Here is a 22,793-nt window from a genome sequence, read left to right as displayed (position 1 = left end):
TTCACCAGTTCACCAGTTCACCAGTTCACCAGTTCACCAGTTCACTTGTATTTAAATTAAAAATTAAAAAAGCTTGAAATATTTTGAAATCAGAGTATTAGCAAAAATTTAAGCGCAAATAATCCTCAAAAATGTTGACTGTTATGCTAAAAAAATTACATTTGCAAAAATTAAAATATCCTTGCAATGTATTGGACATTAGAACTTGCCTCTTACCTAAGTGATGCGCCTTGGCCAGCAACCAAAGACGAATTGATAGATTACGCGATACGAACCGGTGCTCCACTGGAGGTTGTAGAAAACCTGCAATCGATAGAAGATGAAGGCGATACTTACGACTCGATAGAAGAAATCTGGCCGGATTATCCCACAGATGACGATTACTTATGGAATGAAGACGAATATTAGCGTCTTTCTTTCTTCCTTAAATCACACTTAAAGTCTCGTAAAGGGACTTTTTTTTTTCGTTACCTTTGAATTACAAAATTAATAAAACCATTTATGGGTGTTTTAGATTCCGTATTAAAAGTATTTGTAGGCGATAAGACCAAGAAAGATCTTAAAGCCATCACTCCAATAGTCGACCAGATCAAAAGCTTCGAAAGTCAGTTTGAGGCTCAAAGCATAGATGAACTTCGTGAAAATACCTCTCGTTTTAAATCTAAAATCAAAGCGGCTACCGCCGATCTTCAGGCTCAGATCAATGACTTGAAAGCTAAGGCTGAAGCTGAACAGGATATAGACGTGAAGGAGAATTTCTATACCGAAATTGACGAGCTCAACGAAAAAGTCTACCAGACCACAGAAGAAGTTCTCAACGAGATCCTTCCGGAAGCCTTTGCTACCGTAAAAGAAACCGCCAAACGCTTTTTCCATAATACGACCCTGGAAGTTACTGCCAACGAATTTGACAGAAGCCTTTCAGCCGATAAAGACTATGTGACTCTGGAGGGCGATAAAGCCATCTGGAGTAACTCCTGGGATGCTGCCGGAAAACCGGTGACCTGGGACATGATTCACTACGATGTCCAGCTGATTGGTGGTATTGCCATGCACCAGGGTAAAATTGCTGAGATGCAGACGGGTGAGGGTAAAACCCTTGTGGCTACTTTGCCGATGTACCTGAACGCCTTAAGCGGAAAAGGCGTGCATTTGGTGACGGTAAACGACTACCTGGCCAAACGGGATAGCGCCTGGATGGCTCCCATTTTCCAGTTCCACGGCCTTAGTGTGGATTGTGTCGATTACTACAAGCCCAATTCTGCAGCGAGACGAAAAGCCTATAATGCGGATATTACATACGGTACCAATAATGAATTTGGATTTGATTACCTGCGTGACAACATGAGTCATTCTCCGGAGGACCTGGTTCAGCGGCCGCACCATTTTGCAATTGTGGATGAGGTGGATTCGGTGTTGATTGATGATGCGAGAACTCCGCTTATCATTTCGGGTCCTGTGCCCAAAGGAGACGTTCATGAATTTGAAAATCTGAAGCCACAGATCGCCCAAATCGTTGAGGTTCAGCGTAAGCATCTGACAGGCGTTTTGGCTGAAGCTAAAAAACTGATCAAAGCCGGAGACACCAAGGAGGGCGGATTTCAGTTGCTGAGGGTTTACAGAGGTTTGCCTAAGAATAAAGCGCTGATTAAATTTTTGAGTGAAGAAGGCGTGAAGCAGCTTCTGCAAAAAACAGAGAATCACTACATGCAGGATAACAACAGGGAAATGCACAAGGTGGATGCCGAATTGTATTTCACTATTGAAGAAAAAAGCAATCAGATCGATCTTACCGATAAGGGCATTGAATTCCTTTCCGGAGAGGACAATAAAGATTTCTTTGTGATGCCTGAAATCGGGATGGAGATTGCTCAAATTGAAAAGCAAAACCTGCCCAAGGAAGAAGAAGCAGAGAAAAAAGAAGAATTATACAGAGACTTTAGCGTCAAAAGTGAGCGTATTCATACCCTGAGACAGCTTCTCAAAGCCTATACTTTATTTGAAAAAGACACCGAATACGTGGTCATGGACAATAAAGTAAAAATTGTGGATGAGCAAACGGGGCGTATCATGGATGGACGCCGGTATTCCGACGGACTTCACCAGGCGATTGAAGCCAAGGAGAATGTTAAGATAGAAGACGCCACACAGACTTTTGCAACGGTTACCCTTCAGAATTACTTCAGAATGTACAACAAGCTGGCGGGTATGACGGGTACGGCTTTGACCGAAGCCGGAGAATTCTGGGAAATCTACAAGTTGGACGTGATGGAAATCCCGACCAATAAACCTATTGCCAGGGACGATAAACAGGACAAGGTTTACAAAACCAAACGCGAAAAATACAACGCCATCATCGAGGAGGTGGCACAGCTTTCTGCTCAGGGCAGACCGATCTTGATCGGTACCACTTCTGTTGAAATTTCAGAATTGCTGAGCAGAATGTTGAAATTACGCAGCGTTCCTCACAACGTGCTGAACGCCAAATTACACAAACGCGAAGCCGATATTGTGGCTGAAGCGGGTAAGGCCGGCATCGTGACCATTGCGACCAACATGGCGGGTCGGGGAACGGATATTAAGCTTTCCAAAGAGGTGAAAGAGGCTGGAGGTCTCGCCATTATAGGAACAGAGCGTCACGATTCCAGACGTGTCGACAGACAGTTGAGAGGTCGTGCCGGTCGTCAGGGAGACCCTGGAAGTTCTCAGTTTTACGTGTCTCTGGAAGACAACCTGATGCGTTTGTTTGGAAGTGAAAAAATAGCGAAACTCATGGACAGGATGGGTCTGGAAGAAGGTGAAGTGATTCAGCATTCCATGATTTCCAAATCCATAGAGCGCGCACAGAAGAAGGTTGAGGAAAATAACTTCGGAATCAGAAAGCGTTTGCTTGAATATGACGATGTGATGAATGCTCAGCGTGAAGTGATTTACAAGCGACGTTACAATGCCCTCTTCGGTGAGCGATTGAGAATCGATATTGCCAACATGATTTTCGATACGGCTGAAGTCATTACTGCTTCCAACGCGGCCGCCAATGATTTTGAGAATTTTGAATTTGAACTGATTCGATTTTTCTCGATGAATTCTCCTGTGACTAAAGCTGAATTTGAAAAACAGCCCGTTCAGAAAACAGCCGGGAAAGTTTATAAAGAAGCTTACGAAAACTATAAAAACAAGATGATCAGCAATGCTGAAGAAGCATTCCCGGTCATCAAGCAGGTTTATGAAAAGCAGGGCGAGAAGTTTGAGCGCATAGCGGTTCCCTTTACAGATGGACAAAAGACTCTGCAGGTGGTTACCAACCTGAAGAAAGCTTACGAGACTGAGGGTAAAGAGCTGATGACCGATTTTGAAAAGAACATTTCTTTAGCCATCATTGATGAAGCCTGGAAGAACCACCTGCGTAAGATGGATGAGTTGAAACAAAGCGTTCAGTTGGCGGTTCACGAACAAAAAGATCCTTTATTGATTTACAAATTTGAGGCTTTCGAATTGTTTAAGGTCATGATTGAAGAAGTCAACAAAGAAGTGATCTCCTTCCTTTTCAAAGGTGAATTGCCTAAGCGGGATTCAGAGCAGATTACCGAAGCCAGACAGCGCAGACCCAAAGAGCAGCTTCAGACGCAGAAAGACGAAATTCAAAACCTGGATGAGCGCGCAGCAGAATCCCGTCGAGCAGGAGCACAGGCAAGTCAGTCGCAGCAACCGGTTGAAACGGTAGTGCGGGAGCAGCCAAAAATTGGCAGGAACGAAAAGGTAACGATCAAGCACGTGGGTTCCGGCGAAGAAAAAACGCTAAAATACAAACAGGCGATTCCTATGATAGATAAAGGGGAGTGGGTCTTGTTGAACCAATAAATTGAAACCAGCCACATGAAAAAATTTGACATTGAATTAAAATGGGCTTCAGTATTTACGGCCTTGAGTATCGCCTGGGTTTATTTTGAAAAATATCTGGGTTACCATGATGAATTTGTGAATACTCAGGCTATTTTTTCCTTTTGGTTACTGATTCCTCAGGCTTTGACTTATGTCCTTGCTATTCGTGAAAAGCGGGAAAAATATTACGATGGTCAAATCACCTGGCAGAAGGCTTTTATTTCTGGCGTGATCCTGTCGGCCATTATTGGAGGTTTGTCTCCGGCAGCGGTGTATATTATGGTAGAATTTGTTTCACCGGAATATTTATCAAACGTGGTGGAAGCCAAAGCAGCTCAGGGTATGCCCAGAGAAGGTGCTGAGCAGATCTATAATCTAAATGCGATGGTCATCCAGGCGATATTCAATAACCTGGCCAGTGGCGTGTTCTTTTCGGCGGTAATTGCGTTGATTTTCAGAAATAAAAAGGTTTAGTCGCCTATCTTCAACGTCATATTTAAGAGGGTAAAATGAATTCACTTTGAGATATTCGAAGTTAATCTATACAGACCTGTTAGGTTTTTAAAAACCTAACAGGTCTTATCTTAAATTTCAACCCCTAAAACCTACTCTTCTTCCAAAGATTCAATAAGTTCATCGGTAATTTCTAGGGTATGATAAACGTTCTGAACGTCGTCATCCTCTTCGAACTTGTCTATGAGCTTTAGGATTTGCTGGCCCTGTTCTACAGGAAGCTCTATCGTATTCAAAGGGATTCTCTGCAGTTCCGCATTTTTGGGTTCAATCTTCAGCGCTTCCAGTTTGGCCGACATTTTCCCAAAGTCGGTAAAGTCGGTGTAAACCCGCAGCAGGTCTTCATCTTTTTCGAAGTCCAGGGCACCGCCATCGATGAGTTCGAGTTCCAGCTCTTCCAGGCTTTGTTCTATCCCGGCCGTATCGATCACAAACACCCCTTTTCGATCAAAAAGGAATTCCAGGGATCCGTTGGTTCCGAGACTGCCTGCGTTTTTACTGAAGATAGACCGGACAGAAGCAACCGTTCGGTTGGTGTTATCGGTGGTGCATTCTACAAAAATAGCGATTCCATGGGGCCCGTAGCCTTCAAAGGTGACGAGTTCATAAGCGTCGGCATCGGCACCAGAAGCTTTTTTGATGGCGCGTTCTATGGTGTCCTTAGGCATATTTACGCCCTTGGCATTGGAAATGGCATTTCTTAAGCTCGGATTGGTTTCCGGGTCTGCACTGTTCCCTTCTTTTACAGCTACTGTAATCTCTTTGATTGCTCTTGTAAACTCCTTTGCTCGCTTTTTGTCCTGGGCTCCTTTTCTGTGTTTTATATTAGCCCATTTGCTATGTCCGGCCATGTATTATTGTATTTTTCTGAATGAAATCCAAGATAACCATTAGAATTCAGAAAGTCAAGGTTAAGCTACCAGTAAAGTTCAGAGCGGATGGCTTCGGCCGTTTTTTGTTTAAGCAGGCGTCTGTTCTGAAGGTTTAATTCCATGCCTTGGGTCTGAATCAAAGGATGAACGACTGCTCTTAGCACACCCGGACTTCCGGAATCGAAGCCGTATCTGAAGCGTTTTTTACTGTCCGGGAAGGAAATGGGAACAATGGGAATCTGGTGTTCTATGGATAATCTAAAGGCGCCTTCTTTAAACTGGTCCAGTATTTTATGAATGTCATCGGGTACGCCGCCTTCAGGAAAAATACAAATACTCACCCCGCTTTTAAGTCGGCGCTGGGCTTGTTCAAAAGCTTCTTTTCTGCTTCTGGCATTCCCCCGGTCTACCAGAATACAGGAGCGTTTATAAATCAAACCAAAGACAGGCAGCTTCGCCAGTTCACGTTTTCCGATAAATACAAAAGGGGTTTTGGAGACGTAAATCATCATCATGATGTCGATCATGCTGGTATGATTGGCGGTGAGCATATAGCTTTTACTCCACTCGAGACGGGTTTTGTAAGTGACTTTGGGAATAAACCCCATGCCGTATAAAACCAGGTAAGCCCAGATTTTGCCCAGGAAAAATGTGCCCGGATACCACTTTTCTTTGGAGGTGGTAATCAGTAAAAAAGGAAGTAACACAATAAGGGGCGTGATGACGAGAATGTAAAACCAGATTCGCCAAACAACTATAAAAACCTTCTTAATCCATCTCATAAGCGGCAAATTTAATAAATAGAATGGGTTGAGATAAACAAAACATTTATCTTTGACGCTATTTGTAATTTATCTCATTCTATGTCTAGAATTTTAACCGGTGTACAAAGCACAGGAGTTCCGCATTTAGGAAATTTATTAGGAGCCATCATTCCTGCTATCGAACTGGCAAACTCTCCTGAAAATGAATCCTTTCTCTTCATTGCCAATCTGCATTCGCTGACCCAAATAAAGGAGGCGTCTGTTTTGAAAGAAAACACCTATGCCACTGCGGCCACTTGGTTGGCTTTTGGTCTGGACGTAGAGAAAACTACCTTTTACAGGCAAAGCGATGTGCCGCAGGTTACGGAACTGACCTGGTACCTTAACTGTATGTTTCCGTATCAGCGTCTTACTCTGGCACATTCTTTTAAAGATAAAGCGGACCGCTTGAGCGATGTGAACGCTGGATTGTTTACCTATCCCATGCTGATGGCCGCGGACATTCTGTTGTATGATGCTGAATTTATTCCGGTTGGAAAAGACCAGCTACAGCACATTGAAATGACCAGGGATGTGGCTGAGCGTTTTCATGCCCAGTATGGTGAAACCTTTGTATTGCCCGAAGCCAAACTTTCGGAATCTTCCAAATATGTCCCGGGAACCGACGGAGAAAAGATGAGTAAGTCCAAAGGCAACACCATCAATTTATTCCAGACTGACAAAAAACTTCGCAAGCAGATCATGCAGATTGAAACGGATAGCACGCCGCTAGAAGCACCTAAAGATCCGGAAACCTGTAATGTGTTTCAGATCTATAAACTGATAGGTTCTGAAAGCGAGGTCGCCGATCTGAAATCCAAATACCTCGCCGGGGGATTTGGATATGGCCATGCCAAGCAGGCTTTGTTTGAATTGATAAAAGCGACTTACCAAAAAGAGCGGGAGCAGTTTGACTATTTCATGAACAATAAGCCTGAAATTGACAGGTTGCTGGGCATAGGCGCTGATAAAGCCAAAGGGGTTGCCGATGAGGTTTTGAATAGAGTGAGAGTGAAATTGGGCTACTAGGACCTAGGGCAAGTGCCCAACAGCTCTAAAATTTTGGAACGGTTAGAATCCAGACAACATAAGTTTTTAGTAATTCTCTCGCGATGCAATCGCTCGAGAACGCTAACTAACTTTATCCATTATTGCTTAACTTACAGCAAATTCAAAAGAAAAAAATACCATGAAAAATGTACTGGGTACAGAGCTAAAAGCCTGTTCTTACGATCCTATGACGGGCGTGTTTAGAGATGGGTTTTGCAAGTATGCTGAACAGGATAATGGCTTACATATCGTTGCAGCAAAGGTCACTGAAGGTTTTTTGGAATGGAATAAAGCCAGGGGGAATGACCTGGTGACCCCAAAACCCCAGTGGAGTTTTCCCGGCTTAAAACCCGGTGACTGGTGGTGCGTGTGCATGGGCGTCTGGCTCAAAAGCAAGGAAGCCGGGCATCCTTTGTACCTGAAGCTAGAGTCCTGCCACGAGAAAATGTTGGACTATGTGTCTATGGAAACCCTGAAAGAATGGGAATACCATGAGTAAAGCTGAGCATTTTAAATACGCTATAAAAAGCGCCCTTCTGACATCATATTTAGAAGGGCGTTTTTATTTTTATCAGATCAATCGAACTGCTTCTTAGACAGCCCGAGGGTGATGACCTCGAAGGTTATGGATAGGACCTAAGGCATGCTGTATAAGCAGAATCAGACTTATTTATTTCTTGAGCGACTGCATATCGATGACAAATCTGTACTTGACATCGGAGTTCACCACTCTTTCGTAAGCCGTATTGATAGTTTGTATATCGATCATTTCAACATCTGAAACGATGTTATGCTCTCCACAGAAGTCCAGCATTTCCTGGGTTTCTTCAATCCCTCCGATAAGTGAGCCTGCCAGTCGTTTTCTTTTGACAATCAGTGCGCCTCCATTCACGCCTTTTAGCGGCTCTATGGCACCAACAAGGACCATGGTTTTATCGCGTTTGAGTAAATTCAGGTATGGATTGACATCGTGACCTACAGGAACGGTATTCAATATAAAATCAAAGGAGTTCGCGTGCTCTTTCATCTGTTTATCATCCTTGGAAATCAGAACTTCATCTGCTCCCAGTTTTTCAGCATCCTCGCTTTTTTCAGGAGAAGTGGTGATCATAACCACCTGTGCTCCCAGGGCACGTGCAAATTTGATTCCCATATGTCCCAGTCCACCAAGACCTACCACGCCAACTTTATCTCCTTTTTGGACATTCCACTGCCTTAGAGGTGACCAGGTGGTGATGCCTGCGCAAAGCAATGGTGGTACGGCTTTTATATCCAGATTGTCGGGTACATTCAATACAAACTTTTCATCAACGACAATCTCTTCAGAATACCCGCCAAAGGTATGCCCGCCAAGATGTTTGTCTTTACCATTATAGGTAGCGGTCATTCCATTTTCACAAAACTGTTCAAGGCCTTCATCGCAGGCTTCACAATTCTGACAGGAATCTACCATGCAGCCTACGCCAACCTGTTGTCCTGTTTTGAATTTGGTAACCTCACTTCCCACAGCAACAACATGTCCAATGATTTCGTGACCTGGGATGACGGGATACTTGGAATTTTTCCAGTCGTTTCTCACCTGGTGGATATCGCTGTGACACACGCCGCAGTAATCTATTTCTATATGAACATCCGTAGCTAAGGGAGTTCTTCTTTTGATGTTTAGTTGTTCTAAATCGGCGTCACTTGCTTTGGCACCGTAGGCTTTTACTTCACTCATAAGTTTATTTTTTATAAAAATAAGATTTGATTTGCGGCTCAAGGCTAATTTGACTTCCTTTTAACCTTAAGCTTGAGCTGAAACCTGCTCTAAAGTCCCTTTGAGTTAGGTTTATTCTGTAAAACCTCCAATATATGACATTGCTCATTTTCTAAGGAAAGCTTCTCTTTTAAATTTGCATTAACAAATAATTAATAATCGACAAATCCTTTAAAATAGTTTGACCTATGAAACTCACAACCTTAATTTCAGCTTTCGCGTTACTCCTTATTTTTTCTGTAGGACAATCACAAACTCAGTTTAAAGCGGTTCCGGCCGACGAAAATTCCATTCTAATAGAAGGGACCTCCAATATTCACGACTGGGAAATCCTAGCCAAAGATTTTGCCAGTGAAATGGAGTTAGTTATCGAGGAGGATGACTTAAAAGCCATAAATGCGATCCAATTATCGATTCCGGTTAAGAGCTTTGATAGTGGAAAGGGCAAAATGGATAAAAACACCTATGAAGCTATGCAGGCCGATACTTATAAGCTGGTTGTCTTTACCTCTTCGGCACCGGCTACACTCATAGAAAAATCTCCCGGCGTTTATCAGGCCGAGGTAAAAGGAAAACTGAGTATGTCCGGAACTGCCAAGATGGTGAGTATCCCGGTAGAACTCCATAAAACCAAAACCGGTTATACCCTAAAAGCAGAGCAGGAACTCAATATGACAGATTATAAGATTGAACCTCCTACAGCCCTGTTTGGAACCATTACCACAGGGGAGACTGTACATGTAAATTTTGACCTGACCCACTATAAATCTTAAAAACAATTAATTACCTAAACACTATTAACTATGAAAACTCTAAAATTAACTTTAATGATGTGCCTGACACTGGCATTTTCTTTCAACTCTTTTGCTCAGAAAAGAGACCTGGATAACTTTAGGCCAAGAGATCAGCGAGGTATCAACGTATTTGAAGCCCCAAAAGATACAGTAACTACGTTTGACGGCTTAAAAGTGAGAGTAGGTGGTGCTTCCACTATCCAGTTCCAGGCTTTAGACCATGAGAACAGTGGAGCTGTGCCTTTGGCAACGCTGGGAGATAATTTCAACCTGGCAACAGCCAACCTCGATTTAGATGTTGCACTTTATGATGGTGTGCGTATGCATTTAAGAACCTACTTGTCTGCACGTCACCACCCTGAAGCCTGGGTTAAAGGGGGGTATTTGCTGATCGATAAGCTTGAATTCGTTGGAGAAGGCTTTATGGCTGATGCAATGCAGTATCTAACCTTCAAGTTTGGACACATGGAAATCAACTATGGTGACGCACACTTTAGAAGGACAGATAATGCCATGGCCATGTACAATCCTTTTATAGGTAACTACCTTATGGATTCGTTTACCACTGAAGTTGGTTTTGAAGGTTATTTTAGAAAAAACGGCTGGTTAGCTATGCTTGGGGTGACCAATGGGAAACTAAATCAATCGGTTTCTTTAAATCCAAATTCAAATTTAGAGACTAAGCCTGTCTTTTTAGCAAAACTTGGTTACGACAAACAACTAACCCAGGATACACGCTTCAGACTGATGGGATCTTTATACACCACGAGTGAATCTTCAAAAAATTTCCTTTACGATGGAGACAGAGCAGGTTCAAGATACTATTTCGTGTTGGAGGAAGAAGGAGCTTCTGCTTCAGGAGACTTTAGATCTGGACGCGTAAATCCCGGATTTGGAACTGAAGTTACCTCTATCATGATTAACCCTTTCATTAAACACAAAGGCCTGGAGTTCTTTGGTGTCTATGAAAATTCTACAGGAAAAGGATTTGGTCCTAATCCTCCAAGCAGAACGTATAACCACTATGCGGCAGACTTGATTTACAGATTTGGAGCTAATGAAGATGTTTATATTGGAGGTAGATATAGCTATGTTGACGGGGAACATTCTTCTGGACAAGACATCAGTGTTGACAGGTTACAGCTTGGTGCAGGCTGGTTTATGACCAAGAATGTTCTGGCCAAGTTAGAGTATGTAAATCAGTCTTATTCTGATTACCCTGTGGGAGATATTTTTGCCGGCGGACAGTTTGATGGACTTATGCTTGAAGCGGTCATTAGTTTCTAGATTAGCCAAATTTGTTAACCTTGCTCTTTTCTTAAAGGGCAAGGTTTTTTTTAAATTAAAGAAGATGAGAATAGTTTATGTTTTACTTGTTAGCTTACTCTCGGCATTTCCTAATCATGACGATGTAAACGACAAAATCGAGGTCAGGATCAAGGAAGGGAGTCATCTTTACATTAAGGGAACTTCAAATGTGAATACGTTCACCTGTAATTATATAAAGCCTATTAAGCCACAACGCTTTACGCTTTTTTATGAAGATTACAAAAACGGCTGGTTGCTCAACGATGCCGATCTGTTCTTAGAGTCAGCCTCATTTGACTGTGGAGGCAGAAGAATAAATAAAGATTTTGAAGAGCTTATACAAACCAGTGAGTTTCCTACTATTCATATAGAAGTTAAGGAAATCAAAGCTTTGGAATCCTGTCTGCAGGCGATAATCCAGATAACCATTGCGGGGAAAACCAAACATCTTCCTGTTCAGGTTGCCCTGGGTGATCACGACGAGAAAATCTATACAAGCGTTTTACAGCTGAACATCAATGATTTTAACCTGGAAACCCCTACAAAAATGATGGGATTGATCAAAGTTCACGAAGAAATTTCAATCCATGTTCACCTTCGTCTTGGATTATCTGTATAAATTTGATACGCTTTTTCAGACTATTAATTCTTCATAAGCACACAATTCAACCTAAGGAGGGGTTTACCCTTACAAGTAGTATAGCGTATTCTTAACTATACAAAACCCAAACCTAAAATATATCTATCGATATAGTGCTGTATATCTGAAAAATGTTTTCTACTTTGCTAGACAAAACTTGATTCATGAAGTCTAGATCTTTTTTGCTTTTAATTACCTCAATATCTGCGCTTGGCGGATTTTTGTTTGGTTATGATACAGGAGTTATCAACGGAGCGCAATATTTTCTAAGTCAGTACTTTAATCTGGATCCTGCCATGAAAGGCTGGGTGGTAGGCTCTGCACTGATAGGCTGCCTTGTTGGGGCGCTAAGTGCCGGCTATTTGAGCATGAAAATCGGTCGAAAATATTCTTTAATCATTTCAGCCCTACTGTTTACGATTTCTGCCTGGGGGTCTGGATTGCCTGCATTTCTTCCCGAGTCTGTAACCCTTCTTGTGTTTTTTAGAATTCTTGGAGGTCTTGGTATTGGTATTGCTTCCATGAGTGCTCCCATGTATATTGCAGAAATTGCCCCTTCCAATAAGCGAGGTAGTTTAGTGACCTTTTACCAGCTTGCTATAGTCATTGGTTTTTTTGTAGTGTTTTTAGTGACTTATTTCATTGGAAATAACCTCACTATCGCAGAGAATATCGATTTTGGCTGGAGAAGAATGTTTTGGTCTGAACTCATTCCCAGCGGACTATTTCTGGTCTTGTTGTTTTTTGTGCCTAAAAGTCCACGGTGGCTTTATCTGATGAGAAGACCCGAAGAAGGCTATGGCACTCTGGTCAAGATTCACGGTGCCGACTTGGCCAAAAAGGAAGCTGCTCAAATCCAGGATTCCATCAATCAAAATATCGAAAAGCCCAAGATTAATTTTTTCTCAAAATCGATTTTAGGGATCATCTTGATTGGAACTGTGTTTTCAATGCTACAGCAGTTTACAGGTATAAATGCCGTACTTTATTACGGTGCGGATATTTTTGAAAAAGCCCTTGGATTTAGTAAAGACGACGTGTTGTTACAGCAGATTCTGCTTGCTTTCATCAATCTTATATTCACCTTTATAGCCATGTTTACCGTGGATAAATTTGGAAGAAAGCCGCTTATCTACATTGGAAGTGTCGGTATGATTCTCGGTTTTGCCCTGCTGGGCATATCCCTTCAGCAGCAGAATGTTGGAATGATTTCATTGATAGGGGTTTTGCTTTTTATCGCTTCCTTTGCTATGTCTATGGGACCTGTCGTTTGGGTCTTATTGTCGGAAATGTTCCCTAATCGAATCCGTAGCGCAGCCATGTCCATTGCCGTGGCTGCTCAGTGGGCTTCCAATTATCTCGTCTCTCAGTTTTTTCCTGTGATTTCTGAAAGTGAAACCAACATGAATGATTTTTGGAACGGCTCACTCCCTTATTTAATTTTCATCATTTTCATCATTATTATTATTATTTTTACGTATAGGTATATTCCTGAAACCAAAAATAAATCTCTTGAAGAACTTGAAGATATATGGGATTAAAATTAACGTGAAGATTTATCGGAACCTTATAGCTTTATTTGCATTTTCCTTCTCCCTGGGGTTTAATGCTCAGGAACTTCCTCCTGTTCTTACGTTTTCTCCAAAAGATTATCAGGCCGATAATCAAAACTGGTCTATTACCCAGGGCTTCAACGATTATATGTATATGGCCAATAACATTGGTTTGCTTGAATATGACGGTGAAGACTGGAGGCTGTATCCTTCCCCTAATCAAAGCATCCTTCGCTCGGTCTTTTATCATGACCATAAGATTTATACGGGGAGTTACCGTGAATTTGGATTTTGGGAAAAACAGCCTACTGGAAACTTAGTCTACCAGTCGCTTTCCAAAGCCATAATTGATTCTATCGGGACAGATGAGCAATTCTGGACGATAGAACGTCTCGAAAACTGGATTATTTTCCAATCTTTAGATAACCTATACACCTATCATATTGAGGACAAGTCACTTAAGAAAATTTCTATAGAGGGTGCCATTACAAAAATATATAAGTTAGACGGTGATCTTTTCTTTCAGATTGTGAATAAAGGTCTTTTCAAAATTGAAGATGGTGAACCGGTTTTGGTTTCAGATCACGTTCTGTTTAAAGAGCACGCGATTATAAATCTTTATGCTTACCCCTCTCAGGTTTTAGTTCAAACCGATACAGAGGGGATTTACACCCTGGAAGCAGAGCCTCAGCAATGGCCTTCTTCATCTAATGCTATTGATGATTTTACCGTTTATACCAGTCTACAGACCAAAAATGAAGGCATTGTTCTCGGAACGATTTCAGAAGGCGTTGTTTTTCTGAATTCTGAAGGCATTATCCAGAATCAAATCACCGAACAGGAGACCTTGTACAATAATACGGTCCTCTCTGTTTACGAAGATAAGGATGCCAATATTTGGTTAGGCCTCGATAATGGAATTAACTGTGTGAACGTCAATTCTCCCATTTCTGTGTTTAACGATGATAATGGAGTTCTTGGAACGATCTATACGGCATTGGTCTTTAACGAAAATCTTTTTATAGGAACCAATCAGGGACTTTTTTACAAGCCTGTGAATGATACAACGTCAGATTTTAAATTTGTGAAAGGTTCGAAAGGCCAGGTCTGGACGCTTCGGGAAGTTGATGGGTATTTGCTATGCGGACATAACAACGGGACCTTTATATTTTCTGAAGGAGAGTTTGGACAGATTTCAGATCTGCTCGGGACCTGGTGTTTCAAGCCTGTTCCAGATCATCCTAACCTCCTCTTACAAGGGAATTATAATGGCCTAAGTGTTCTGGAAAAAACTCAGGACGGCTGGACTTTTCGAAACCGACTAGATAATTTTTATGTGTCCTCAAAATTTGTTGAATTTACCTCTCCAACTGAAATTCTAATCGACCACGAATACAAGGGGGTATATAAGCTCAGCATAAATGACAGCTATACCTCAGTTGATAAGGTTTCTCAGTTTGAAGGCATAAGCAATGGCTTATATTCCAGTCTGGTTAAATATAAAGACGAGATTTACTATGCTCAGCAAAAGGGAGTCTGGAGGTTTGATACTGTTGCTGATGAGTTTTTAAAAGACAGTTTATTAAGCCGATTGTATACAGAAAATATGTATTCTTCAGGAAAATTAGCAACCACTTCTGGTGAGATTGGGCTTTGGAGTTTTAATAAAAACAGAATAAACTTTACAGTTCAGGGTAAGATAAACACTACCTTCAGTTTAGGCTCTATCCCTATCTCTTCCGATACCCGAGGGGCCATGGTAGGATACGAAAATGTATATCATCTTGGTGATGAACGCTATCTTTTAGGACTGACCCAGGGCTATATCATAATCGATTATAAAAAGTTTCTGGATACGACCATTAACGAATCCTTAAACATCACCTCGGTCAAATACTGGCAGACTGGTCAAAAAGCCTCATTTCTTGAGCCTGGTAAAGCTGCTGAACTTAAAAACCAAATGAATAACCTTCATTTCAACTTCAGTGTGCCCTATTTTGAAAAGTATTTTACTTCCGAGTACCAATACCGGCTTATAGGCTTTATAGACGAATGGTCTTCCTGGGATGAACGGCATGAAATAGCTTTCAATAACCTTCCTTTTGGAGATTATGAGTTTCAGGTTCGAGCTCGTGTGGGTGATCGCTATTTTTCAGAACCTAAAGTCTTTATTTTTAAAATCAATCGTCCCTTTGCAATATCGAATACGATGTTAGTTCTGTACTTGATTCTCCTCATTGTTTTATTTTCTCTTATACATAATGTGTATAAGCGGTATTATAAAAGACAAAAGCTAGAGTTACAGCATCAGGCCAACAGAGAACTGGAATTAAAGCAACTGGAAAGCCAGCAGGAAATCATGCAGGTTAAAAATGAACAGCTCAAGCAGGATATCGATAATAAAAGCCGTGAATTAGCTGCATCTACCATGAGTTTAATCAAGAAAAACGAATTTCTGGGATCTATCAAAGATGAGCTTCAAAAAGCAAAACCCATTCCGTTAAATGCCAAAAAAGTTATTAAGATTATCGATAAGAATATCAATAACACTGATGACTGGAAAATGTTTGAAGAAGCCTTCAACAATTCGGATAAAGATTTCTTGAAATCAATGAAATCCAAGCATCCCTCCTTGACGCCAAATGATCTCAGGCTTTGTGCTTACCTGCGTCTCAATTTATCCTCCAAAGAGATTGCGCCTCTTTTCAATATATCCACCAAGAGCGTAGAAGTGAAACGATATCGTTTGCGTAAAAAAATGGACTTACCCAGAGAAATTGGCTTGACAGATTATATTTTAGGAATATAAAACCAATACAATTGACATTTATAACTATACATTAGCTATACAAAATCACTTTTTTCGACTTTCTACATCGATGTAGTTGGATGTTTTAACAATTAGCTTAACCCTCTAAAAATAAGACTTAACGATAATTTATTTAACAAAACTTAAACTTTTCAAGACGTGTAGTTTTTTTGTAAGCCAAAAAAAGCATAAAAAAACAACTTTAACATTAGATTTACATTAAACAATTTATAGATATGGTTAAAAACTTTTTAATAGCGACGTTATGTCTATTATCCACGTGGACATATTCACAAGAAATCAACATCGAGGGAAGTGTATCAGATATAGATTCTGGTATGCCCTTACTTGGTGTGAATGTGATAATAGAAGGTACTACTAAAGGAACAACTACTAACTTTGACGGGGAATTTATTCTCAGGTCAGTTCCCACAGATGCCACTTTGGTTTTTTCGTATTTAGGATATGAAACCAAGAAAGTAAATGTAGCAGAAACTACAGACTTCACAATCCAGCTGCAGTCGGATACTCAGGCCTTAGATGACGTCGTAGTCATTGGTTATGGTGCAAGTAGCAGGAGAAAATTAACAGGGTCCGTATCTACCGTAGATGCCGAGTCGATTCAGGATTTGGAGCCCCTCAATGCGGCCAATGCGCTGCAGGGTACAACTGCCGGGGTGAGCGTAACCCCTCAATCTGGATCTCCGGGTGCTGAATCGAATATTCGTATACGTGGGATCTCTACTAATGGGGACAGTTCTCCGCTTATTATATTGGATGGATTTCAATACGATGGAGGTCTTAATTCGATTAACCCGCAGGACATTGAGTCCATCACTGTTCTTAAAGATGCACAGGCTGCTATTTATGGATCAGTCGGTGCTAACGGTGTGGTTTTAATCGAAACCAAAACCGGTAAACGGAATCAGGCCGCAGAAGTGACCTATAATACCTATTTCGGTTTACAGCAAACCACCAGAGAGTTGCCGCTTCTCAACAACTTAGAGTACGCTTTGCTTACCAATGAAAAATATGCCAATGCCGGGCAAAACTTGCCTTTTCCTGACGTAAGTCAACTAAGAACCAATACAGACTGGCAGGATGAGGTTTTTGATACCGCAGCGATCGTTAGTAATAATGTCTCTGTTCGAGGTGGTTCTGAGAATACGGATTATTCGTTTAGTGCTTCGCATCTGGATCAAAAAGGTATAGTTGCACCGGAGAAATCAAACTTTAAGCGAACAACGGCGAAGTTGTCTATCAATACTGATGTTCGTGACTTTCTAAACCTGAGTGCAAATGTGATTTATACCAACAACCGTTCTCAGGGCATCAATTCTTTCGGGCTTGGTTCCGTATTGTTCAATGCTATCAATATTGCACCTACCATAAGACCTGATCGCTTCAACCTGGATGGAACTATCGATCTGGGCAATGAAGTTGCTAACCCACTGGCTCAAATCGCCAATACCTTTAACGATTTCGAAAGCAACAGGCTGAGTGGATCTTTTCAGGCTGAATTGGAATACATCAAGGATTTCAAACTTACAGCCCGCTATGGGTTTAACTCCTCCAATTTAAATAACAGAGAATTCTTCCCGGAATTTGATTTTGGTACAAGTAAAGTCTTTAACAGACCTTTCAATCAGGTCAATCAAAACCAGCAAGAATTTTACGATTATACCTTCGATTTATTCAATACCATTGAAAAGTCATTTTTTGATAAGGAGTTAGATGTAACCTTTACACTAGGTATGACTGCTTTTAGAACACATGGTGAAGGCCTTTTTGGAGCCAGAACCGGAGTGCCTAGAAACAGCTATGAATTTGCCGATATAGGAACTGCTACTGGAGTGGGAGATAACCAGACCAACGGCTCTTTTGTAAGTGAATTTCGAAGACTGTCTTATTTTAGCAGGGTACAGTTTTCATTTAAGGACCGTTATTTGTTAACGGGTATTCTTAGAAGAGATACCTCATCAAACTTTGGTCCCAACAACTCTACAGCCTGGTTCCCTTCTGTAACAGGAGGCTGGATAATCACTGAAGAAGATTTTATCGGAACAAACGATGTATTGAATTTTGCTAAATTAAGAGCAAGTTACGGTGAACTTGGGAACGACAGAATACCTAATTTTCTATTCTTGTCCGTGCTAAGTGGAGAAGCCACTTATGTGCTTGGAGATGAACAAAACTTGACCAACGGTCAGGCTCTTGGACCGGTTGCCAATCCTAATGTTAAATGGGAAACCGCGAAGAAGCTGGATATAGGTTTAGATTTAAAATTATTTGATAATAGTCTAGACGTCACTTTAGATTATTACGATAACACCAGAGAAGACCTTCTTATTCCTTTTATTCCGACGTCTGGTATTTTTGGTACCGCTGCTCCAGGAAGTTCTGCACCTACAAGAAATGCAGGAACAGTTAAGAATTACGGATTTGAAGCGGCTATCGGTTATAGCAAGGAAGTTAGTGACAACTTTTCTTTCAACATAAATTACAACGTGAGTACGATCAACAATGAAGTCACCAAAATTAACGGAGCTCCATTTTTGGAAGGCGGACAGTTTAGTGTTGGACAATTACCTCCGGCAAGAATGGAAGTAGGACAGCCTATTGGTTACTTCTACGGACTTAAAACCGATGGTATATTCCAAAACCAAACTGAAGTAGAGGCTCACCCATCACAAAGAGAGCTTGCTGGTGTGGATGCGAGTCCGGGAGATATTCGATTTGTAGACGTCAACGGAGATGGTATCGTTAACCAGGATGATAGAACCAACATCGGAGACCCAATTCCAGATGTCACCATGGGATTGAATTTATCTTTCACTTATAAAAACTTTGAGTTTAGTGCTTACTCATTTGCAAATCTGGGAAGTGATATTGTGAGAAATTTTGAGCGGGATCAGCCTAATGTAAATATGTTGAGTCGCCGTTTAGATCGCTGGACAGGACCCGGCACTTCAACTATTGAACCAAGAGTAACGACTGCGGCTACTGCCAATAAATTATTCTCAGATTATTTTGTTGAGGATGGCTCTTTCTTAAGGATACAGACCATTTCGTTAGGTTACTTTGTACCCGAAAAGGCACTTCAATCTGTAGGTATCAGCTCATTAAAACTTTATGCGAAAGTTGACAATGCGTTCACGTTCACTGAATATTCAGGCTATGACCCAACAGCTTCAACCGGAGCTCCAATTGGCGGAGGGATAGATTTAGGGTTTTATCCTTTGCCTAGAACATTCTCACTTGGTTTAAATGTAAAACTTTAATATAAATATTATGATGAGTACGTTATATAGAAATTTATTTATGGCCTGTGTAGCATTTAGTTTGCTTTCCTGTGCTGATGATTTTGTGGAAGAAAAACCACCATATCAACTGACTTCTGACACCTTTTTTGAGACCGCAGAAGATTTTGAAGCTGCTTTAATCGGTGCTTATGATCCCCTGCAGGCCACCTATGTCAATGTTATCTTAGGCGAGATTGCTTCCGATAATACACATGCCGGAGGAGAAAGTGCTACAGATGTGGTAGGCTGGCAGCAGGTAGACAAGATGGAGCATACTCCTGTAAATGATAACATCGATGATGTGTGGGATTTTAATTTTGCAGGAGTTTACAGAGCTTCCTATATCATTGAAAACAAAGATAAAATTGACTTCGAAGGCAAAAGCCAGATCATTGCAGAAGCCAGGTTTTTGAGAGCTTATTTTAACTTTGAACTGGTCAAATGGTTTGGAGCTATCCCTATCAAACCTGAAGGAAGGTTTGAACTAGGTGAAGAAACGTCTATCCCAAGATCTTCAGTAGAGGATGTATACACCTATATTGAGAATGATTTGAATTTAGCCATAGCAGACATGTCTTTGGAGTCACCTCAAGTGGGGAGGGCTTCAAAAGCATCTGCTCAAGCCTTGCTTGGTAAAGTTCACCTGTATCAGGATGAATTTATTCTCGCAGCTCCAGTCTTAAATGCAGTGATCAATTCTGGTCAATTTCGCCTTTATGGCACACAGGGCGATGAAGAATTTTTGAATCTTTTCGAGTATAATGCTGAGAATAGCGCTGAGTCTGTTTTTGAAGTACAATATACAGGCGCAGAAGGTGCAGGCTTTGGGTGCCTGCAGTGTAGTGAAGGTAATGTGATGGTTGGCTTTAGCGGCGTTAGAGGTTACAGTGGACCTGTGTACGAATCTGGTTTTGGCTTCAATTTGCCAACACAGGAAACTTTCGATGCGTTTGAAGCTAATGATCTCAGAAGAGAATTAAGCATCCTGGATATAGAAGCGTGGGCAGATGAAACCGGGGCCTCTTATACCATAGGAAATCAGGACCCTAGAACTGGTCATACCGGTTACTACAACAAAAAATATTTACCTAGGAAAAATGATAATTTGGGTGATGCCAATTTAACTCAGCCCAATAACTACAGAGCTATTCGCTATGCCGATGTATTACTGATGGCAGCAGAAGCTTTAAATAGAGGAAATATTGATGACGCGCTTGCTTTGGACTACGTAAACCAGGTAAGAGTAAGAGCTGGTTTGTCAGAAATCGATGTTTCTGGCAGTCAGCTAACCGAGGAAATATTTGAACAAAGACGTTTAGAACTTGTTGGTGAAGGCCACCGTTTTTTCGATCTGGTTAGAACAGGTCGTGCGGCAGAGGCTATCCAAGGATTTACAGCTCCCAAAAATAATGTATTCCCAATTCCAATAGAGGAAATTCAGTTTTCTCAAGGCAATTGGTCACAAAACACAGGCTATTAATTATGAAAATTATGAATTTAAAACAGAACATAAGACTCAGTATAGTAATGCTCCTATTATTAGGTATGATCAGCTGTACTGAAGATGAAGGTTTAACAAAAATAGACCTTGAAGCACCCAGCAATATCGATGCGACAATCAGCATCGAGCAGGACAACTCTGGCGAAGTTACGTTTACCCCTACAGGCCAAAATGCCAATGAATTTTTTATGAATTTTGGCGATGGGAGTGAACTTTCAGATACGATTGCTGCAGGAGAATCTTTTAAGCATACCTATGCTGAGGGCAATTATGATGTAGAGCTTTTTGCTTTAAATATTGCTAATGACATGGCTCAGGCTACCAAGCCTTTGGTTGTTTCTTTTCTGCCTCCTGAAAATTTAGAGGTGACTATCACCAGGTTTCCAGCCGACCCCTTATCGGTCAGTGTATCTGCATCTGCAGATAATGCGGCAGGCTTTGAAGTGACCTTTGGTGAAATGGCGGATGAAACTCCTCTAAGCTTCAACTTAGATGAAACGGTATCCTACACTTACGGCAGTGTTGGAGATTTTGAAATTACCGTTACCGCTTTGAGTGGAGGAGAGGCTACAACCTCTTATTCGGAAACCATTACGATAACGGATCCTTTGGTATTTCCTGTGGATTTCGAATCTGCTACAGTAGATTATACCTTTTATAATTTTGGTGGTGGCGAATCTGCGGGTGTGCCGATTATTTCAAATCCCGCTCCTAATGCTGTTAATGATTCTGAAACGGTGGCAAGTTATACCAAAGTGGCAGGTTCTGAAACCTGGGCTGGAACCTCAACCACCCTTAGTGCACCGATAGATTTTACCAACGGTACGCTTATTAAAATGGACGTTTATTCTCCACAAGCCGGTGTTCCTGTGCTTTTCAAAATTGAAAACGGTTCAGACAACTCTATTTTTGTGGAATCCCAGCAGCCAACCACAGTTGCAAACGAGTGGGAAACCCTCACGTTTGATATGTCTGCATTGGATTTGTCAACAACTTATGAAATTCTCGCTATATTTTTTAACTTCAATACAGCCGGAACCGGTGAGACCTATTATTTTGATAACATCCGAACCGCCAGTGCTGTGAATATCTCACTTCCTTTAAGGTTTGAACAGGAGGCTGCGATTTATAACTTCATTGGTTTTGGAGGCGGCTCTGCTGAAGTTATTGCTAACCCTGATGCAGGTGGTTTAAACACAAGTTCTCAGGTTGTAAGACAAAATAAAGCAAGTGGTTCTCAACCGTGGGCTGGTGTAGTCACCGATTTAACTGAAAAAGTAGATTTTAATGTATCGACTACACTCACTATGAAAGTCTGGTCTCCAACCGCCAATATTCCAATTCTCCTTAAATTTGAAGACCCTAACGATCCAAATACGTTTGTTGAAACTACGTCTATTGTGCCAGAAGCCAATAAATGGGTCGAAGTCGAGTTTGATTTTGCAGGTGCAAATCCTGACCTAAATTTTGGAAAAATGGCAGTTTTCTTTGATTTTGGAACTGCGGGAACCGGTGCCGATTATTATTTTGATGATTTAAATTACAGCGGTCTGGACATTGAAGATTTTGAGGGTACAGCTCCTACTTTTACCGTATTTGGAAACATAGATCCAGTTGAAGTGGTTTCAAATCCAAACCCAACTGGAATCAATACGACCAGCCAGGTTGCAAACCTGACCAAGAATACCGGATCTGAAGTATGGGCTGGTTCATTTTTCGAACCTAATACCCCTTTAGATTTAGCGACATTCCCTAAAATAAGAGTGTTAACGCATTCTCCAAAGTCCGGGATAACCATTAAACTCAAGCTGGAAAATCAGGACGCTAGTGTAACACATGAAGTGGATATCACAAATACTGTGGCAAACGACTGGGAAGAATTGGTCTATGACTTTAGTGGTGCACCTGATGGAGACTATGTGAGAATCGTCATATTCTTTGATTTTGGAACTGCTGGAGATGGAAGTGAATATTACTATGATGAAATAAAACTTGTAAATTAATACC

General features: G+C 41.3%; 16 protein-coding genes. 13 read left to right on the top strand and 3 right to left on the bottom strand.

From position 1 onward, the window contains the following. Window positions 1-186 precede the first annotated feature (186 nt). The 3 genes from G3567_RS00970 (at window position 187) to G3567_RS00960 (ending at window position 4,356) form a co-directional block, all read left to right on the top strand. Window positions 187-408 carry a DUF2795 domain-containing protein gene (locus G3567_RS00970; RefSeq protein WP_003441576.1) on the top strand — a complete coding sequence of 74 codons (222 nt, stop codon included), beginning with the start codon at window positions 187-189 and terminating at the stop codon, window positions 406-408. 93 nt (window positions 409-501) lie between these two features. After that, complete coding sequence (gene secA / locus G3567_RS00965) at window positions 502-3,861, top strand: preprotein translocase subunit SecA (protein WP_164003304.1); 3,360 nt, start codon at window positions 502-504, stop codon at window positions 3,859-3,861. A gap of 15 nt (window positions 3,862-3,876) precedes the next feature. After that, entirely contained in the window at window positions 3,877-4,356 is a 480-nt protein-coding gene (locus tag G3567_RS00960; protein WP_164003303.1) for a DUF4199 domain-containing protein, read from the top strand. 131 nt (window positions 4,357-4,487) lie between these two features. Here G3567_RS00960 and G3567_RS00955 read toward each other — a convergent pair whose 3' ends face one another. Continuing rightward, entirely contained in the window at window positions 4,488-5,246 is a 759-nt protein-coding gene (locus G3567_RS00955) for a YebC/PmpR family DNA-binding transcriptional regulator (protein WP_164003302.1), read from the bottom strand. A 65-nt stretch (window positions 5,247-5,311) separates the two neighbouring features. Further along, window positions 5,312-6,049: a lysophospholipid acyltransferase family protein gene (locus G3567_RS00950; protein WP_164003301.1), complete on the bottom strand. Its 738-nt coding sequence runs from the start codon at window positions 6,047-6,049 to the stop codon at window positions 5,312-5,314. 81 nt (window positions 6,050-6,130) lie between these two features. Between G3567_RS00950 and trpS the strand changes: the two genes are divergently transcribed. Both trpS and G3567_RS00940 read left to right on the top strand, forming a co-directional pair. Continuing rightward, window positions 6,131-7,099, top strand: coding sequence for a tryptophan--tRNA ligase (gene trpS, locus G3567_RS00945; RefSeq protein ID WP_164003300.1), 969 nt, complete (start codon window positions 6,131-6,133; stop codon window positions 7,097-7,099). 160 nt (window positions 7,100-7,259) lie between these two features. After that, on the top strand, window positions 7,260-7,619 hold the full coding sequence (locus tag G3567_RS00940) for a DUF2237 family protein (RefSeq protein ID WP_164003299.1): 360 nt from the start codon (window positions 7,260-7,262) through the stop codon (window positions 7,617-7,619). Window positions 7,620-7,790: 171 nt separating this feature from the next. On the opposite strand, the gene G3567_RS00935 is transcribed toward G3567_RS00940, so the two are convergent. Continuing rightward, complete coding sequence (locus tag G3567_RS00935; protein WP_164003298.1) at window positions 7,791-8,840, bottom strand: NAD(P)-dependent alcohol dehydrogenase; 1,050 nt, start codon at window positions 8,838-8,840, stop codon at window positions 7,791-7,793. A 227-nt stretch (window positions 8,841-9,067) separates the two neighbouring features. Between G3567_RS00935 and G3567_RS00930 the strand changes: the two genes are divergently transcribed. From G3567_RS00930 to G3567_RS00895, 8 genes are all read left to right on the top strand, one after another. Further along, window positions 9,068-9,652, top strand: coding sequence for a YceI family protein (locus G3567_RS00930; protein WP_164003297.1), 585 nt, complete (start codon window positions 9,068-9,070; stop codon window positions 9,650-9,652). A gap of 30 nt (window positions 9,653-9,682) precedes the next feature. Beyond that, the gene (locus G3567_RS00925) at window positions 9,683-10,960 is read left to right on the top strand and encodes a hypothetical protein (RefSeq protein ID WP_164003296.1); all 1,278 of its coding nucleotides are present in this window, start codon (window positions 9,683-9,685) and stop codon (window positions 10,958-10,960) included. A gap of 64 nt (window positions 10,961-11,024) precedes the next feature. Beyond that, window positions 11,025-11,600 carry a YceI family protein gene (locus G3567_RS00920; protein ID WP_164003295.1) on the top strand — a complete coding sequence of 192 codons (576 nt, stop codon included), beginning with the start codon at window positions 11,025-11,027 and terminating at the stop codon, window positions 11,598-11,600. Window positions 11,601-11,785: 185 nt separating this feature from the next. Further along, entirely contained in the window at window positions 11,786-13,162 is a 1,377-nt protein-coding gene (locus tag G3567_RS00915; protein ID WP_164003294.1) for a sugar porter family MFS transporter, read from the top strand. After that, window positions 13,134-15,983, top strand: a complete 2,850-nt coding sequence (locus G3567_RS00910) for a helix-turn-helix and ligand-binding sensor domain-containing protein (protein ID WP_164003293.1) — start codon at window positions 13,134-13,136, stop codon at window positions 15,981-15,983. The genes G3567_RS00915 and G3567_RS00910 overlap by 29 nt, the downstream gene beginning before the upstream one ends. A 236-nt stretch (window positions 15,984-16,219) precedes the next feature. Further along, window positions 16,220-19,264 (top strand): SusC/RagA family TonB-linked outer membrane protein, encoded by a 3,045-nt coding sequence (locus G3567_RS00905; protein WP_164003292.1) that lies wholly within the window; start codon window positions 16,220-16,222, stop codon window positions 19,262-19,264. Window positions 19,265-19,274: 10 nt separating this feature from the next. Continuing rightward, window positions 19,275-20,765: a RagB/SusD family nutrient uptake outer membrane protein gene (locus G3567_RS00900; protein WP_164003291.1), complete on the top strand. Its 1,491-nt coding sequence runs from the start codon at window positions 19,275-19,277 to the stop codon at window positions 20,763-20,765. Window positions 20,766-20,812: 47 nt separating this feature from the next. After that, window positions 20,813-22,789, top strand: a complete 1,977-nt coding sequence (locus G3567_RS00895; protein WP_164003290.1) for a hypothetical protein — start codon at window positions 20,813-20,815, stop codon at window positions 22,787-22,789. Window positions 22,790-22,793 lie beyond the last annotated feature (4 nt).

Origin of the sequence: Psychroflexus aurantiacus (assembly GCF_010820555.1) — a bacterium.
GTDB classification, from domain to species: Bacteria; Bacteroidota; Bacteroidia; order Flavobacteriales; family Flavobacteriaceae; genus Psychroflexus; species Psychroflexus aurantiacus.
The sequence above is the reverse complement of the archived record's forward strand: the minus strand, read 5'-3'. Positions and strand labels throughout refer to the sequence as shown.